The 15,663-nt window shown below is 54.5% G+C and carries 20 protein-coding genes and 1 riboswitch; of the genes, 5 read left to right on the top strand and 15 right to left on the bottom strand.

Going from position 1 to position 15,663, the window contains the following annotated elements:
- Window positions 1-154: 154 nt before the first annotated feature.
- From G3578_RS00555 to G3578_RS00545, 3 genes are all read right to left on the bottom strand, one after another.
- Window positions 155-670 (bottom strand): DUF4446 family protein, encoded by a 516-nt coding sequence (locus tag G3578_RS00555; RefSeq protein ID WP_165207614.1) that lies wholly within the window; start codon window positions 668-670, stop codon window positions 155-157.
- A 64-nt stretch (window positions 671-734) separates the two neighbouring features.
- Complete coding sequence (locus G3578_RS00550; RefSeq protein ID WP_165207613.1) at window positions 735-1,418, bottom strand: endonuclease III domain-containing protein; 684 nt, start codon at window positions 1,416-1,418, stop codon at window positions 735-737.
- A 217-nt stretch (window positions 1,419-1,635) separates the two neighbouring features.
- Window positions 1,636-2,235, bottom strand: coding sequence for a hypothetical protein (locus G3578_RS00545; RefSeq protein WP_165207612.1), 600 nt, complete (start codon window positions 2,233-2,235; stop codon window positions 1,636-1,638).
- A 355-nt stretch (window positions 2,236-2,590) separates the two neighbouring features.
- Between G3578_RS00545 and G3578_RS00540 the strand changes: the two genes are divergently transcribed.
- Window positions 2,591-3,241, top strand: coding sequence for a YktB family protein (locus G3578_RS00540; protein WP_165207611.1), 651 nt, complete (start codon window positions 2,591-2,593; stop codon window positions 3,239-3,241).
- Between the two features lie 89 nt (window positions 3,242-3,330).
- Here G3578_RS00540 and G3578_RS00535 read toward each other — a convergent pair whose 3' ends face one another.
- Window positions 3,331-4,302: a nitronate monooxygenase gene (locus G3578_RS00535; protein WP_165207610.1), complete on the bottom strand. Its 972-nt coding sequence runs from the start codon at window positions 4,300-4,302 to the stop codon at window positions 3,331-3,333.
- 165 nt (window positions 4,303-4,467) lie between these two features.
- On the opposite strand from G3578_RS00535, the gene G3578_RS00530 reads away from it, so the two are divergent.
- Window positions 4,468-5,940 (top strand): aminotransferase class I/II-fold pyridoxal phosphate-dependent enzyme, encoded by a 1,473-nt coding sequence (locus G3578_RS00530; RefSeq protein ID WP_165207608.1) that lies wholly within the window; start codon window positions 4,468-4,470, stop codon window positions 5,938-5,940.
- A gap of 143 nt (window positions 5,941-6,083) precedes the next feature.
- Here G3578_RS00530 and G3578_RS00525 read toward each other — a convergent pair whose 3' ends face one another.
- The 4 genes from G3578_RS00525 to G3578_RS00510 all read right to left on the bottom strand — a co-directional run bounded on the left by G3578_RS00525 (window position 6,084) and on the right by G3578_RS00510 (window position 8,211).
- Entirely contained in the window at window positions 6,084-6,209 is a 126-nt protein-coding gene (locus G3578_RS00525) for a GapA-binding peptide SR1P (protein ID WP_165207606.1), read from the bottom strand.
- Between the two features lie 196 nt (window positions 6,210-6,405).
- Window positions 6,406-7,206, bottom strand: coding sequence for an alpha/beta hydrolase (locus tag G3578_RS00520; RefSeq protein ID WP_165207604.1), 801 nt, complete (start codon window positions 7,204-7,206; stop codon window positions 6,406-6,408).
- 9 nt (window positions 7,207-7,215) lie between these two features.
- Window positions 7,216-7,512 (bottom strand): DUF3055 domain-containing protein, encoded by a 297-nt coding sequence (locus tag G3578_RS00515; RefSeq protein ID WP_165207602.1) that lies wholly within the window; start codon window positions 7,510-7,512, stop codon window positions 7,216-7,218.
- 174 nt (window positions 7,513-7,686) lie between these two features.
- Window positions 7,687-8,211 carry a MarR family winged helix-turn-helix transcriptional regulator gene (locus G3578_RS00510; RefSeq protein ID WP_165207600.1) on the bottom strand — a complete coding sequence of 175 codons (525 nt, stop codon included), beginning with the start codon at window positions 8,209-8,211 and terminating at the stop codon, window positions 7,687-7,689.
- Window positions 8,212-8,393: 182 nt separating this feature from the next.
- Between G3578_RS00510 and G3578_RS00505 the strand changes: the two genes are divergently transcribed.
- Window positions 8,394-8,822 carry a DUF1885 family protein gene (locus tag G3578_RS00505; protein WP_165207598.1) on the top strand — a complete coding sequence of 143 codons (429 nt, stop codon included), beginning with the start codon at window positions 8,394-8,396 and terminating at the stop codon, window positions 8,820-8,822.
- Between the two features lie 57 nt (window positions 8,823-8,879).
- On the opposite strand, the gene G3578_RS00500 is transcribed toward G3578_RS00505, so the two are convergent.
- The 4 genes from G3578_RS00500 to G3578_RS00485 form a co-directional block, all read right to left on the bottom strand.
- The gene (locus G3578_RS00500) at window positions 8,880-9,254 is read right to left on the bottom strand and encodes a DUF4912 domain-containing protein (protein WP_165207596.1); all 375 of its coding nucleotides are present in this window, start codon (window positions 9,252-9,254) and stop codon (window positions 8,880-8,882) included.
- 158 nt (window positions 9,255-9,412) lie between these two features.
- On the bottom strand, window positions 9,413-10,006 hold the full coding sequence (locus G3578_RS00495) for a hypothetical protein (protein ID WP_165207594.1): 594 nt from the start codon (window positions 10,004-10,006) through the stop codon (window positions 9,413-9,415).
- Window positions 10,007-10,238: 232 nt separating this feature from the next.
- Window positions 10,239-10,574 (bottom strand): hypothetical protein, encoded by a 336-nt coding sequence (locus G3578_RS00490; RefSeq protein WP_165207592.1) that lies wholly within the window; start codon window positions 10,572-10,574, stop codon window positions 10,239-10,241.
- Window positions 10,575-10,599: 25 nt separating this feature from the next.
- A complete protein-coding gene (locus G3578_RS00485; RefSeq protein WP_165207590.1) occupies window positions 10,600-10,803 on the bottom strand; it encodes a helix-turn-helix domain-containing protein in 204 nt (67 codons plus the stop codon).
- A gap of 137 nt (window positions 10,804-10,940) precedes the next feature.
- Here G3578_RS00485 and G3578_RS00480 point away from each other — a divergent pair, with 137 nt between their 5' ends.
- Entirely contained in the window at window positions 10,941-11,372 is a 432-nt protein-coding gene (locus tag G3578_RS00480) for a helix-turn-helix domain-containing protein (protein ID WP_165207588.1), read from the top strand.
- Between the two features lie 38 nt (window positions 11,373-11,410).
- Here the strand turns inward: G3578_RS00480 and G3578_RS00475 are convergent, their stop codons facing one another.
- On the bottom strand, window positions 11,411-12,541 hold the full coding sequence (locus G3578_RS00475) for an N-acetyldiaminopimelate deacetylase (protein WP_165207586.1): 1,131 nt from the start codon (window positions 12,539-12,541) through the stop codon (window positions 11,411-11,413).
- A gap of 36 nt (window positions 12,542-12,577) precedes the next feature.
- Window positions 12,578-13,288 carry a 2,3,4,5-tetrahydropyridine-2,6-dicarboxylate N-acetyltransferase gene (dapD, locus tag G3578_RS00470; RefSeq protein ID WP_165207584.1) on the bottom strand — a complete coding sequence of 237 codons (711 nt, stop codon included), beginning with the start codon at window positions 13,286-13,288 and terminating at the stop codon, window positions 12,578-12,580.
- A gap of 101 nt (window positions 13,289-13,389) precedes the next feature.
- Window positions 13,390-13,572: riboswitch (Lysine riboswitch) on the bottom strand.
- Between the two features lie 146 nt (window positions 13,573-13,718).
- On the opposite strand from dapD, the gene G3578_RS00465 reads away from it, so the two are divergent.
- A complete protein-coding gene (locus G3578_RS00465) occupies window positions 13,719-14,273 on the top strand; it encodes a GNAT family N-acetyltransferase (protein ID WP_165207582.1) in 555 nt (184 codons plus the stop codon).
- Here the strand turns inward: G3578_RS00465 and G3578_RS00460 are convergent.
- Window positions 14,270-15,481 (bottom strand): MFS transporter, encoded by a 1,212-nt coding sequence (locus tag G3578_RS00460; RefSeq protein WP_165207580.1) that lies wholly within the window; start codon window positions 15,479-15,481, stop codon window positions 14,270-14,272. The genes G3578_RS00465 and G3578_RS00460 overlap by 4 nt on opposite strands.
- Window positions 15,482-15,663: the final 182 nt, after the last annotated feature.

Raw genomic sequence — 15,663 nt, 5'->3', positions numbered from 1 at the left:
ATTTCAACAACTATCCACATTCATTATTATACACAAGGGCACATGAAAAGTCTCGGGAGAAAAGCGGAGGAATCACGCAAAAACGGGAAATATCCGCATTCAGCCGTGTTCTCCCAAAAAGAACAGCAGCCGATGTGGGGATATCTCCCGTTTCTTAGGAAATCCGACTTGTCTTATCCGATTTTTGCGACGCCTTCTTGATCACCGTTAATTCTTCTTCCGACAGGTGATAGGCGGACCTGCCCGCTTCCACCGGCTTGGCGTATGTACGCGATTCCTCCCGTCCGTAAATGCTGGTAATCACCACGCCGTTCTGGGCATCATCCAGCAGGGCGAGCGAGAAGCTCAGGTCGCTGCCTGTGTCGCCGAAGGCATTGTACCGGATCACGGCCATGTTGGCGCATTGGCTGGACACCTTCTGGGCGAGGCGGTTTAGCTGGAACTGCTGATCGGCTTGCTTCCGCTTCCACTCATCCATTTCATCCAGCAGGCGCAGGAGGCCCGCTTCCAGATTCTCCCCCCTGACGCCGGCAAAGAGCCGTTTGAGCGTTCGCTGCATGCGGCTTGTCCGAATCATGGCTGCCACCACCAGGATGAACATGAGCAGATTCAGGACAAGCAAGGCGAGCACAACCACCGGGAGCGAAATCATTGATAGGATTGCTTGCATTCTGTTTCTTCCTTTCCGGTTCAGGCGAAATGCTTACCCCTCCTATTGTACACGCGCGCGGGACCTAGTTCAAATGGTTCCCTCCCTCAAAAACTGCTCCGTTCTGCCTGGCATACAAGCAGTCCGGCAGCAGGACGCACGTTTCGCAGCGGGGGGCCTGCTTGCGGCAGAATGCCTTGCCATGCTCGACGATCATGCCGTGCAGCCGTTTCAGATCGTCTGGGTCGGTCAGTTCGGCAAGAATGGCGCTGCGGATCTGGGCATAGCTCCGGGAAGCGCCGGTAAGACGTTCATACAGCCGGCGGGTATAGGCATCCCCCGAAATCGTCGGCCGATCAAACGCATACGCCAGTATGGTATCCGCCGTCTCCTCCCCGATTCCTTTCAGGGCGAGAAGCTCCTGCCGCAGCGTTTCGGTCGGGATCGCAGCGCCCTTGATGGCTGCAACACCCTGCTTCTCCCGCAGCCAACTGGATAAACGGGCGATCGCCGCCGCTTTGCTTGTCTGAAATCCTGCGGGGCGGATCACCGGAACAAGCTCCTCGTGAGGCACAAAGACGAGCGCCTGCGGGGTAAGAAGCCCGTTCGCTCTCAGGTTTTCCAGGGCTTTGGCCGCATTGGTCCAGGTGGTGTTTTGAACCAGGATCGCTCCGATCATCCGCTCAAAGGGGTCCGCGATCCCCCACCACTCCTCCACGTCAAAGCCGGCAAACGCCTCTCCCAGGCGCTGGTAAAGCCACTTCCACATACCCAATCCTCCCAAGCCCCATCATAGCATGGGAAACAGCCGCAAAAAAGGACGAAGAAAACTCGGCGACTGCCGAGCTCTGGCGATGGCAGAGCCGTAGTTGCACTTGTAACGAAAAAAGCGACACCACCCGATAACCGAGAGCGTCGCCTCTAACCCGTAAACCTATGCGCTTGATCCATGCTCAACTTCCCTATCCTCCTATGTTTACGCTACTTTATGCTTCCAGCAGGAGCATTTCGCGGCGGAGCTGTTTCAGCCGCTCCTTCGACCGTTTCATTTGCGCTTTATCCTGCGCCTGGATGGCATCGTACAGGGTAGCCAACTCGTAGTCCAGCTCCAATCGAAGCACCGGGATCCTTTCTTCCGCATCCCGTCTCTTCAACGCCGCGATCACCTGATCCATGGTTACACTGCAGGCTTTTTCGTAAATCACTTTTTTCTCAGCTCCTTTTATTTCAACTATCCTCACGGCCTCTCCATAACGAATGTTTTTGACGACAATCTGCCCATCCTGAATGATCTTGACGATCGCGTGTCCCTTGGCATGCTCGATGAAACGGTAAAGCACAACGGCAAGACGGAGGTCACGAACGGCATAATCGCATTCATCAAACTTGAAGGAGCCATTGATGCGATGAAATGTCAGGATGCTGCCGCCGTCCGAGGTCTGCACCTGAAGGCACAGCTGCTTCTTCGATTCCTTCCAGGTCACGTCGAGTCCAGCTTCCACCAATGCCTGCATCAATTCGTGGAGAGTGGGTCGATCCAACCAAACGGCTACGTTGCAGTACTCCAATTGATTGAGTGCTGTCATGGGTACCCCCCTTTTCCCTGAATGCTCTGACTGATGAGACGGCAGTGGCTGAGGGGTGAGTGGTATATCATATTATTCACACTGCACTTTTGCTATTCCCTCAACACGAATTTTGTTTTCTGTACGCCTCCCTTTTTTCGTGACAATAAACCTCCTCACGCCGTATGATGCTGTACCATTATTATCCGATTTTTTTGAAATTTTATCTACCTGAATTTTTTGACATGGCTCCCATCTTTTTTTGCAGGCAAGTTATGGTATGATATGGGGGATTAGCAGCACGGGCGTATCGCCGGTGTTGTCCCTGAACGCGCAGATCGTGACAAAGTCCTGCATATAAAGGAGTGATTGTGCCATGACCTCTTTCCGGGGGTTTCAGCAAAGCGATTTTGATGTCTTTGCGGTGGAAGGGTTGGACAAGCGGATGGACGCGATCAAGTCGGTCATCCGCCCCAAACTGGAATGGCTGGGCGGCCATTTTGCGCCGATGCTCTCCGCCTCGACGGGCAGCGAGATGTTTGCCCATGTGGCCAAACATGCGCGGCGTACGGTGAACCCGCCCGACGATACCTGGGTAGCGTGGGCGCATGACAAACGCGGATACAAGAAGCATCCCCATTTCCAGGTTGGCTTGTGGAGGACCCATTTGTTCGTCTGGTATGCGGTGATTTATGAATCGCCGGTCAAGGAACAGGTCGGCCAAGCCATCGAGCGGCAGATTGACGATATTCTCACGATCGTTCCCGATGATTTCCGCTGGTCTGCCGATCATACGCTGCCGGACAGCACGCGGCAAGCCGAACTGGGCAGGGACGGCGTCCTGAAGCTGGCCGACCGGCTGCAGAAGGTGAAAAAAGCGGAGCTGCTGTGCGGCATCAACATCGACCGGCATGATCCGGTTTTGACGGATGGCCCGCGCCTTTTGGCCAAGCTGGAAGAAACGTTTGCCGTCCTTTCCCGGGTTTACCATCTTGCACGGCCGGCCGTATCCACCTCCTCCAGATAGGGGGGAGTCATCTCATATATATGCAAATATATGCAAAAGAACAGGTCCGCTTGCGGTTGAGCCGCGGATGCCTGTTCTTTTTTCCAATTTTACCCTTCCCCTCCCGCAATGCTCCGCAGGCGGGCCACCGTCGCTTCCGCTTCGGCAAACATCCGGTCAAACAATTCCTGCACGGTGGGCACATCATGGATCAGGCCGATCACCTGCCCGGCCCAGCCAAACCCTTCCTGGGCATTGCCTTCGTAGATGAAGGCGCGGTTTCTCTCGCCGCTGATGTACTCTTTCAGCTGTTCATAGCCGGCCCCTTCCGCCTCCATGGACAAGATGCGGTCCGAACCGGGCGTACGGACGACCCGGGCGGGAGCGCCGAGGGTTCGCTTGATCACGGCCGTATCATGCTCTGTTCCACGCAGGAGCGCTTCCTTGTAGGCAGGATGGGCATGGACGCATTCCTGTGTGGCGATAAAGCGGGTTCCCATCTCCACTCCTTCCGCTCCCAGGGCTAGGGCGGCAGCGATCCCGCGGCCATCGCCGATCCCGCCGCTGGCAAGCACGGGAATCTTCACGGCATCCACCACTCGGGGAATCAGCACAAAGGTGCCGATGTCATCCCGCCCCAGATGACCTCCGCCTTCCTGTCCCACCGCCATGACGGCGTCGGCCCCGATCGCCTCGGCTTTCTGCGCCTGTCTGACCGCCGCGACCAGCACCAGCTTCTTGACATCATGCCCGTCCAGCCTTCTGATGAACGGCTCCGGATTGCCGCCGGTAACCGAGATCACTTTGACCCCCTCTTCCAAGGCAACCTCCAGCATATGCTCATAAGGCCGGTTATATTGTCCGATGGCAAAATTGACGCCAAACGGCTTTTCTGTCATGGTACGCACCTTGCGGATCTCCTCCCGCAGGGCTTCCGGAGAAGGCAGCGACATGGCGGTAATTTGTCCCAATCCGCCCGCATTGGAGACCGCCGCCGCCAGCTCGGCATAGGCCAGATAAGCGAGGCCTCCCTGCACGACCGGATAGCGAATATTTAACAGTTCTGTGACACGCGTTTTCACGAGCCAACACCTCCTCTTACTCACTTCTCGTCTCACCCGCTCAACTCCTGCACATGCCAGGATATGACGGCAAAAAATCCCCTTGCTTTCCCCCGCGTTTTTGCTATACTCAATTTGTTTGTTTTACCCTCCGTTATTCTCTTTGGCAAAGCGAGGCGATCATCCTTGAGACAAGCAAAAACTCCGTTGTTCACCGGACTGTTGGAACATGCAAAACGAAACCCGATTCAATTCCATATTCCCGGCCACAAGAAGGGCCTGGGGATGAATCCGGCATTTCGTGAATTCATCGGGGAAAACGCATTGTCCATCGACCTGATCAACATCGCCCCGCTTGATGACCTTCACCATCCAAAGGCGATGATTAAGGAAGCGCAGGAATTGGCCGCTGAGGCGTTCGGCGCTGATCATACATTTTTTTCGGTTCAAGGGACAAGCGGCGCCATCATGGCGATGATCATGGCCACCTGCAAACCCGGCGACAAGATCATCGTGCCGCGCAATGCGCACAAATCCGTCATGGCGGCCATCATTTTCGCCGGCGCCATCCCTGTCTTTATACATCCGGTCATGGATGAACGGCTTGGCATCTCGCACGGCATCACGCCGAAAGCCGTTGAAAAAGCGCTGGAACAGCATCCGGATGCGGCGGCGCTGCTGGTGATCAATCCTACCTATTTCGGCATTGCCTGCGATCTGCGGCAGATCGTGCGCATCGCGCACAACCATGAAGTGCCCGTGCTGGTGGACGAAGCGCACGGCGTGCACATCCATTTTCATGAAGAGATGCCGATCTCCGCAATGCAGGCCGGCGCCGACATGGCTGCCACCAGCGTGCACAAGCTGGGCGGCTCCTTGACGCAAAGCTCCATTCTCAATGTGCGGGAAGGGCTGGTTGACGTCGATCGGGTCAGAACGGTGCTCAGCATGCTGACGACCACCTCCACATCCTATATCCTGCTGGCATCCCTGGACATGGCTCGCCAGCATCTCGCCCTGAACGGACACATGATGGCGGAACGGGCGATCCGGCTCGCCAATATGGCGCGCGAGCAAATCAACCAGATCCCCCGCCTGTATTGCGTCGGACCGGAAATTCTCGGGAAACCGGCCACCTATGCCCTCGATCCGACGAAAGTGCTGATCCATGTGCGCGACCTGGGGATCACGGGATGGGAAGTGGAAAACTGGCTGCGGGAGAAGCATCGGATCGAAGTGGAGCTGAGCGATCTGTACAATGTGCTCTGCCTGGTGACGGCCGGGGATTCGGAGGAGACGATCCAGGCGCTGGTCAATGCGCTGCGCGATCTCGCCGTGGAATTCGCCCACGTGCAGGCGGAAGAACGGCCGACCATCTCCCTGCCCAAAATCCCGGTATTGTCCCTATCTCCCCGCGACGCTTTCTATGCGGAGACGGAAAGCGTTCCGCTCAAGGAATCAGCGGGTCGGATCATCACCGAATTCATCATGGTTTATCCGCCCGGCATCCCGATCTTCCTCCCGGGTGAAGTGATCACCGAGGAGAATATCGAATACATCCAGCAAAACATTCGGGCCGGACTCCCGGTTCAGGGGCCGGAAGACGAGACGCTGCAAACGGTAAAAGTGGTCAAACGGCAAGCCGCCATCTCCGGCTGATCCGCATCATGCGAAGAGGCTTCCCCGAGATTCTTCATCGGGAAGCCTCTTTCCATTTGGGCCTGATCATTTCCCCTACCCATTCGTCTGACGGGCGCTCGAGAAGAAAAGCCCGACTTTCGGGAAGAGTCGGGCAGTGGGAATTATTCGTTGTCTGTTTTCTCCAGTCTGCTGCAATCGCAGTCGCAGACGGCATACAGCGTTTTCACCTGGTTCGATTCAAAATGTTCGAGAATCGCCCCACAGTTTTGGCATACAATGGTGCCCACAGCCAATCCCCTCCGGATGCAGAATGTCAAAAATGTTTATAGAGAGACAGATTTCTTCATTTATGATGTCATATTTATGATATTATGATACATAATTAACGTCAATACCTAAATGTGAGCAGAAAAAAGACGGACCCATACGGAAACCCGCCTTTTTGTACACATCGCTGACGATTTAGTATGTCACATTCACACATCATGGGCCGTGCTTCTCGAGCCAGGCAGCGAGATCCGCCAATACCCTCTCCCGTTCCGGCTCGTTGAACACCTCGTGATACAAACCCGGATATTCGATGTACGTCTTGTCCGGCAGGGAGAGTTCCTCCACAAAGCGGGCGACGCCTGCCGGATCGATAAGCTGATCGTCTCCCGCCTGCAACACCAGGAGCGGGATCCGGATGTTCTGCATCTCCTGCCATGCTTGTTCCATCGCTTTCATCAGCCCGTTGTACCAGCGGACGCTTACTTTGCGGTATACGTATGGGTCGGCTCCGTACCGTTCCTGCATCATGGCGTCACGGGTTACCATCTCCGGCGCAATGCCGTTGGCCATCTGCAGCCTCGGCCACAGGCGGTCGAGCAGGACGGCCAGCTCCGTTTTCCAGCGGGGGACCGCCATTTTCAGACGCAAGCACGGAGAGGAGAGAACGAGGCCGTCCAGCCCTTCTCCCTGGAAGCGCTGCACAAACCGCACCGCTACAAGCCCTCCCATGCTATGGCCGAGCAGAAAGACCGGCGAGCCTTCGGGCAGTTCCCGGCGGGCCGCCGCGATCCATGCCGCAACCGGCGGCAAATAATCGTCAAACGACTCGATATGTCCCTTGAGGCCTGCTGACCGTCCCCATCCCGGGAGATCGCCCGCCCACACATGAAACCCCCTGTCGTTGAGAAACCGGGCCACATGCTCATACCGCCCGTGATGTTCCCCTGTCCCGTGCACGATAACAACCGCGCCGATTCCCGCTGACGAATGCCATACGTGTGCCTGCTTTTCCATGGATTTTCCTCAATATTGATCGGCAAACGGCATGGACGGCAAATGCTCCCGCAAGTACTGCGCCAGCGCTTCCGCCTCTTCCAGCGACTGCAAGCGAAACCGCTTCAGCAAAAATTGGGGATCAATTTCATCCTCTGAACTAAGAAGGGTGGATTGCCCGGTCTGCAGACAGATGACCAGCGGTTTGCCATAAAACCGTTGGGTGAAGACAATCCCGAAGTCGTGGCGCGTCTCAGCGGAAGCCAGCCCTATGAATCGAACCTGGGCTGTCTCCGTTACGTCGTACAGATTGTCATAGCGTTCCATCGCAATCACTCCCATTCTTCTCGAAAATTCAGATTGTTCCCTTAGCTTATCATGCTTTCCCGCCTGCGTCACGACTCTTTGCCTGTTTCCCTACTTTTTCCGTCCGTTGACCATCTTATTCGACCCGTCCATAAAAAAAGTCCCGATACCTTGAAACCGGGACGACATGTCTTGCTAGCTGATCTGATGCTCACCCAAAGGCAGCCGATCCTCGCTCTCCTGGATCCAGCGCACCTTGTCTCCCCCATGGAGGGTTTGCGCCAGAAATGCCAAACATTCGAAAAAGAGAGCCACAACCGCTGGGCTGTAGCGCTCCTCCAGCTTCTCCAGCGCGTACGTCAGGCGAAAAATGGCAGGAACATTCTGCCGACTCTTCTCGATCACCGCCCTGCCTGCCTGTGTCGGATACACATGGACAACCCGACCGTCCAATTCCGACTTCTCGATGACGACAAGTCCTTTCTCCATCAGCTTTTTGATGTGAATGACGATGGAGGACGGGTGCCAGAATGTCCAATCGGCGATCTGCGTGACCCGCACCCCTTCATAACAGTAAATGATCCAGAGAATATTCAACTGGACGGAGGAATCCAGATCCGCCTCTTTCGCTGCCCTCTCCCAATCCTCTTTATTTACAACGTTTATGGCACGAAGCATATTCAACGTTTCATATACCAATCGAACCGATCCGGCTTGCATGTGCACACTCTCCCAGCATGTTTTTTCGCGTTAAATTATTAAAATTTTTAATTTATTGTACACTTTTCTGAAAACAAGCGCAACGACTTTCCGGTTTCTCCCCTTCAAGTTGTCAAAGAAAGGCAGGAGTGCTACACTATTCTGAGGAATGAAGATTGTCGCGTATGGGAGTGAACGTCCAAGTGAATATGCAATCTGCCTATATCTATTTTGTTGAAGGTTCCACGGTCCCGCAGGCTTCTCTTGCGGATGTGAAGGAGAAGCTTGTCCGCTACAGGGAGATGACGAAGAAAACCGGTCAGCAATTAGGTTGGGCATATGATGAAGCAGCGTTCCCTTATGTTATAGAGGAAAGACCCGAAGGCAAGGATTCCTGGTTCCTGCTGCGCGGGAAAGATCCCAAATCCTATAAAACCATCATTGTCGGTGTGGGTTCCCGTCAGGAAAACGACCAGGAAAAGCATTACATCCAGATCGCCCTGCCGGAATCCGCCACCCACGGCGACAAGGGGAAGGCGAACGAGTTTTGCCGTTATTTGGCAAAGGAATTTAAAGGAGAGCTGCATCTCTTTAACAAACGGGTACAATACTTTCAACCACGCAAACCTTAAGAAAATGATGAAAAAAAAGTTCTCCCCGAGGGAGAACTTTTTCCATATGCCATCCAGTTATGAAGCTGGTGCGATGATTTCTGACCTCGACAGCGAATAAAATCTTCCATCAATCATCCGTATTCCCAGATCGACACAATAGGCGGAACTGTCCGTGACACCGTACAGCACCCACTCCGACGAGTGATGGTTAATGTCAAAATCCGTGTAGGAGTCCATGCCATCATTGCGGACTTCCAGGCGGTCTGTCACGTCATACAGCCGCAGGACAAACGGCAGTTCGGCAAACGGGATGGCGAACTGGCGCTCCACTTCCTGCCGGAATCCGTCTGTCATGTGCCAGGTGGCCAAGAGGGATTGCTCATCTTTCCAGGCAATCCGTATACTAGGGCCTTCGACATCTGTGGATGAACGTGCGGGATTTTTCTTCATTCGCTCCCATCTTTCCTTTCTAAAAAAACTGGCATGCAAAAGAAATCCTTTTTGTGACTACATTATACCACGTTTCCAACCAGGAGGAAACCGATTGCAACCCATGCCAAAACGTGGCATGCACGCAGCCGGCGTCCGTGCATGCCGATGGCGGGTGGTTATCTGCCGACGGTGAAACTGTTTTCCCCAACGACGACATAGTCCTTGTATTTCTCCGATCTCATCAGGAGCTGCACTTTATAGGTGCCGAATTGACTCAGTTTGGTCGAAATGAACGGCTGGGAGAAATAAAAGGAGGTCCCGTTCTTGGTGGAATAAGTCAGTTTATTCCCTTCCTCTACTTCCTTGCCGTTCGGTCCGATCAACACCAGTTTCATCTCCAGCTGCCTTGCCTCCGGAGCCTGATCCACTTCTACAAACACGCCGAAGCTTCTGGGCACATCCTTGTCCGTGTAGCTTTTGATCGGATTGGTGAAGACAATGTTTTTGTTTCTGGATTGCTGGATCCCTTCCAGAATCAGAATATTCACTTTTGGCTTCTCCACCGTCATCCTGCCCGATTTCCGGTCATAGGTGGTAAATCCGCCCAGCTTGTTTACCAGTTCCTGAACGGCATTTGCTTCCGACGCCGGTAATTCCGAATTGATGCGGTCGGCGCCCATGGATATTCTCAGCTGCCCATCCCCAATGGCGGTGGTAGCCACACCAGCGATTGCCAACGTGATCAGCGCAGTCGTCCATCTCTTCTTCATCTTGCAGTCCTCCATTAACCTTTCCGCAATTGTGGATCATTCGTTCCGTTTTCTTGTCTCATATACTTATACGCATCAGGTGGCAAATAGTTGTGGTCATCCCGATCATTTTTTCACAAAATCCACAGTATCCACAGGCGAAATCCGACAAAAATCGCATCACTTATACACAGGGTTGTTCATAACTTCCATTTCCCGGGAGGCACCGGATCGGTTGGAAAAGCGCGCTGAATCATGGGAAGGTTTCTTGATTTTCCTGCTTACTATTGGTTATGCGGGCATGGTTGTGGGAATGATCATCTTTCCACTTTTCCTGAAAATATTGTTTGATTTGCTGCAGCCGGTTCTGCTGTATGGTTTGATATTTGATTACCAGCCGCTCCAGGTATCTGGCGCGAAACGTGTCGGAAGAACGCAGATGCTGTGCCGCTACCTGCAGGGCAAACACGATTTCGTAAAGTTCCAGGCCATCGGCTCCGTCGACGATATCGACTTTGACAGGCAGTTCCACGATGTTGGCTGGTTGCGGCTGTTTTCGGAATTGTTGGGGCTTGTCTCCTGTAACCATTCCTTCCTCCTCCTGTCGTACGCCTTCACCGATCGGCGTCCGATTCAAAAAAACGGGTCCAATCGATGCCGAAGACATTTGCGATACGTTTGGCCACCTTGACGCTCGGCACCGTCCCGTTCTCGATTTTGGTGTAATAGGATCGCTCGATTCCCGCCAATTCCGCCACCCTCTCCTGCGTCATCTTCCGTTTCTCCCTTTCGGTCACAAGCCAATGGTTCCGTTTCATCGCAACACCGCCTTGTGATAATCTAACGCAAGTATACAGTGATGATTTGTCACAATCAACAGCTTTTGTGAGCTTTTTACACAGCGCTTTCATTGTGATTTTTTGTCACCTATAATGAGTCCAGGAGGTGGTCAGTCGTGACGGTTGGTGAACGGTTAAAGAAGCTGCGGCACGAACGAGGATTATCCCAACAGGCATTATCCGATCAGCTCGGGATTAACCGTTCCACCTACGCCCGCTATGAAACGAACGACAACCAGGCTGACTATGAGACCTTGCTTGCGCTTGCCACTTTCTTCGGGACATCGGTTGACTACCTGCTCGGTCGGACCGAGCATGCGGGAATGGCGGAAGCTTCCCCCTCGCCGTCTTCCCGGGAGCAGCAAGATGCTGCGGCCGGGCCGCCTGCTTACAAACCGCGTGACCTGCATCAGCTGATCAAGGAGGAAAGCGCGCTCCAGTTCGATGGAGATCTGCTTCATTTGAATGAGAAGGAACGGGAGGATCTTTTGCTCCATCTGCGCGTGGCCTGGATGATGATCAAAGAGAAACGGCGCACTCAACAATAGAAAGGGATGCCTTTTTGCGAGGCATCCCTTTCTTGTTGTTACATTTGACCCGATTTCCAGCTGAGATAATCGGTAACCAGCCGGATGGCGACTTCGATCGCCTGCTCGTCCGGCTCGATTTTGGCATGGTGAAGGCCATAGGGTGTATTGACTCCCAGCCAAAACAGGAAGCCCGGAATCTCTGCGAGGAAATAGCCGAAATCCTCACCGGTCATGGCTTCCGTACAGCTGACAAACGTGACGTCCCTCTTCTCCTGCACCCACTGCATAAACTCCTCGGTCAAAGCCGGATCGTTGTATACCTGGCAGTAATTGGAGCCGTAGTCGATGGTGGCGCTGCACGCAAACCCCGTCTCGATCCCCTGAACCAGCGCCTCGATGCGGGCCTTGATCTTTTTCATCGACTCAAGGGAGAGCGTTCGGATTGTTCCTTCGATCCGCGCCTTTTCCGCGATGATATTCTGCTTCGTGCCGCCTTCGATGCGGCCGATGGTGATGACGCCGGAATCAAGCGGGTCGATGTTGCGGGAAACGATCGTCTGCAGCTGCGTCACCAGATGGCTCGCCGCCACCACCATATCGTTGGCGCGGTGGGGATAGGCGGCATGCCCCCCCTTCCCCGTCAGCTCGATAAACAGCTCGGAGGTGTTGGCAAACAAGATACCCGGCCGGGTTGCGATGGTGCCAACCGGATATTCCGGGGCAATATGCAGGGCAAACACGCAGTCCGGCCGCCAGGAAGCAAACGCTTCGCTCTCCATCAGCGGCTTTGCTCCGCCGGGACCTTCCTCCGCCGGCTGGAAGATAAACAGCAGGTCGTCCGCAAGCGGATGATGGGCGAAGTGTGTCAGAATGCCGAGGGCAATCGCCATATGCATGTCATGTCCGCACGCATGCATGTACCCCTCATGGACGGAGCGAAACGGATAGGAAGTCTCTTCCGGTATCGGCAAGCCGTCCATGTCGGTCCGCCAGGCCAGCATCCGGCGCGGATTGGTGCCGCTCACCTTCACCAGGATCCCCGTCCGCCATGTCTGGATGGCCAGCCGTTCCTGCGGCAGGGTGTCGATGTAATCAAGCAGATAGCGCTGCGTCTTGTATTCCTGAAACCCGGGTTCGGGAATCTGATGCAGGTCACGCCGGATCTGTACAAACTGCTGAAGCGACATCGTCAAGCTCCTTTCCATTCAGCGGCCGCGCTGCCTTTACAGTTGACGGAGCTCCTGCTTGATCTCCGTTTTGGATCGGGTCTTTTCGTCGATCTGCTTGATGACGCGCGCAGGCGTGCCCGCCACGACCACATAGGGCGGCACATCTTCGATCACCACCGCTCCGGCTGCCACGACGGCCCCTTTTCCGACGCGGACTCCTTCCAAAATCACGGCATTGGCGCCGACCAGCACATCGTCTTCGATGATTACCGGCTGTGCGGACGGCGGCTCAATCACACCGGCGATCACCGCCCCTGCGCCAATGTGGCAGTTCTTGCCGATGGTGCCGCGGCCGCCGACGACCGCGTTCATGTCGATCATCGTTCCTTCCCCGATCACCGCCCCGATGTTGATGACGGCGCCCATCATGATTACGGCGTTGTTGCCGATGGTCACCTGGTCGCGGATGATGGCCCCCGGCTCGATCCGCGCCTGGATCTCCTTGGTGTCCAGCAGCGGGATTGCCGAGTTGCGGCGATCGCTCTCCACCACATAGTCGTCGATTTTGTCCCGGTTCGCTTCCAGCACAGGCTGGATCTCCTTCCATTCACCGAACAGAACGCCCACTCCGCCGGAGATGAAGCTTTTCGTGTTGGCGCCGAAGTCGATCCCCTCCAGACGCCCTTTGACATGGACTTTCACCGGCGTTTTTTTCTCGCACTTTTGGATAAACGAGATAATTTCTTGCGCATTCATCATGTTCATGATCGTATCCTCCTCATCTTCTCCCCTTCCCCGGCATTGGAAGGGATGCTAAAAAAAATGCAACGAGCCTGGGGTCGCCATACTCATTGCCGTCCTCGCAATTCATAAATAGCGCTCCACGAAAGTACCCTTTCATGACAGGACGGGCGTTGTTCACGCACATCCCAGCGCCGGCCGCCCGGGGAATCGACCGGAACTTCGGCGCATTGGCCTTTCCTTTTTTCAGGGTCCCCGCCCTTTGTTGCGAAAAAAGTACTCATCCGCCGCGCACCTCTATTTATTGAAGCCAGAGTATGTAATTGCTTTTAACTGTACCAAATTCCACTCCGGGTGGCAACAGGGGGAGATAAGAATCACGATTTCTTCCCCACTCCCTCACAAAAAGTGTTAGAATATAGCATGCTTTTCCAACTGGAAGGGAGGAAAATGGATGACATCCGAGCATGGAAACATTACTATTCGTCCGCTGACGAAGGAGGATGCCGAGGCGCTGTGGAAGCTGCGTCTGCGCAACCAGTCTTTCCTGCAGCCCTATGAGCCGATCCGACCCGCTTCCCATTTTACCCTGCAGGGATGTCTGGAGCAGATCGAAAGCGCCCGGCGCGATTGGGAGGAGGACAAGGCGTATGCCTTTGGCATCTTCCTGGCGGGAACCCACGAACAGATCGGGCGCGTCGCCTTGTCCAACGTTGTGCGGGGGGCCTGGCAGAATGCGACGATCGGGTATTTTTTGGATCAGCAGCATAACGGCAAAGGACTCATGACGGAAGCGGTGAGACAAGCTGTCGCCTTCGCGTTTGAGGAAGCCGGGCTTCATCGCGTTCAGGCCGCCGTGATGCCGCGCAATGTCGGCTCCATTCGCGTTTTGGAGAAAGCCGGCTTTCGTTATGAGGGGATGTCCCTCCGGTATTTGCAGATCAACGGCATATGGGAGGACCACAACATCTACGCGATTACCCGCGAAGAGATGCGTGACGGTTTTTAATGCATAGCGGCAGCATCGATATGCTGCAGGTGTTTGCGCCCGATCACGATCGTCAAAATACCGCAGACGACGGCAAGAGCGCCCACGTAGAAGGGAACATGCGGGTTGAACCACTCCGCCAATTTGCCCGCGAGCCATGGACCGACAGCGCCGAATACAAACCGGATGAAGCTGTAGGCAGCCGAAGCCGTGGAGCGTTCCACCGGGGCGGACACCATCACCGCGGTGGTAATCAGCGTATTATTCGTGCCCAGGAACGCCCCGGCAATGACGACTGCGGCGATAACGGTGGCGAGGGACGACGTCCAGATTCCCATTGCCAGCAGCGTCATCGCGAACAAGAACAGCATGATGCAAATCGAACGGATGGTACCCCATCGTTTTTGCAGTTTGGGAGCCACAAATACAGAGGTAACGGCCAACAAAACACCCCAGCCGAAGAAAACAAACCCGAGTCCATGTTCATCCAGTTTCATCACAAAAGGCGTGTATGCCATCAAGGTGAAGAAGCCAAAATTATAAAATAATGCCGTAATCCCCAACGTCAGCAGCGAAGGATAACGCAACGCCCGGAATGCATCCAGCAGCGATGTGCGGATGTTTGGTCTCGGCAGTGCTGGCAGCATGAAGAGAATGGCGAGGAACGCCATCGTCATCAGCACGGCCACTCCCAAAAACGGACCACGCCACGAAATCGAACCCAGTTCCCCTCCCAGCAATGGACCAACAGCGATGCCCAAGCCAAGGGCGGCTTCGTACAGAATAATGGCTTTGGCCGCTCCGCCGCTGGCTAACCCGACGATCGCGGAGAGCGCCGTCGCGATAAACAAAGCATTGCCAAGCCCCCAACCGGCCCTCAGCCCCACAAGCTCCCCGATGCTGCCCGATAAGCCACCCAGCATGGAAAACACCACAATCAGGAAAGTGCCTGCCAACAAGGTCCATTTAATCCCGATTCGGCTGGAAATAACGCCGGTGATTAACATCGCCAACCCGGTAATCAGTTGATAGCTGGAAAACAGCAGGGAAACTTGACTGGGTGTAGCGTGCAGCTTTTCTGCAATCGCCGGAAGAATGGGATCGACAAGCCCCAGGCCCATAAACGAAATCACACAAGCAAAAGCTACAGCCCATACCGCCTTTGGCTGGCTGAAAAAAGCGCTGGGGGCTTGAATTTTTCCGCCTGTTACCTGAGAGTCAACATTCATTTACGATCCTCCAATCATTCGCATTTTGCAAGAGCTGTCAATCTAGTTGTATAATACAAGTATATATATGTACCGGATTATACAACGATCTCTTGATTTGTCAATGGTGTGTCTCCAACATTGTTGGAAACGGATGCTTCAAATCCGGCGAACGAATGCGGTACATTTGTATTGATGCGGTA

It is taken from the genome of Brevibacillus sp. SYP-B805 (assembly GCF_011059135.1).
In the GTDB taxonomy this organism is placed as follows: domain Bacteria; phylum Bacillota; class Bacilli; order Brevibacillales; family Brevibacillaceae; genus Brevibacillus_F.
This window is presented reverse-complemented; position numbering and strand designations above follow the sequence as displayed.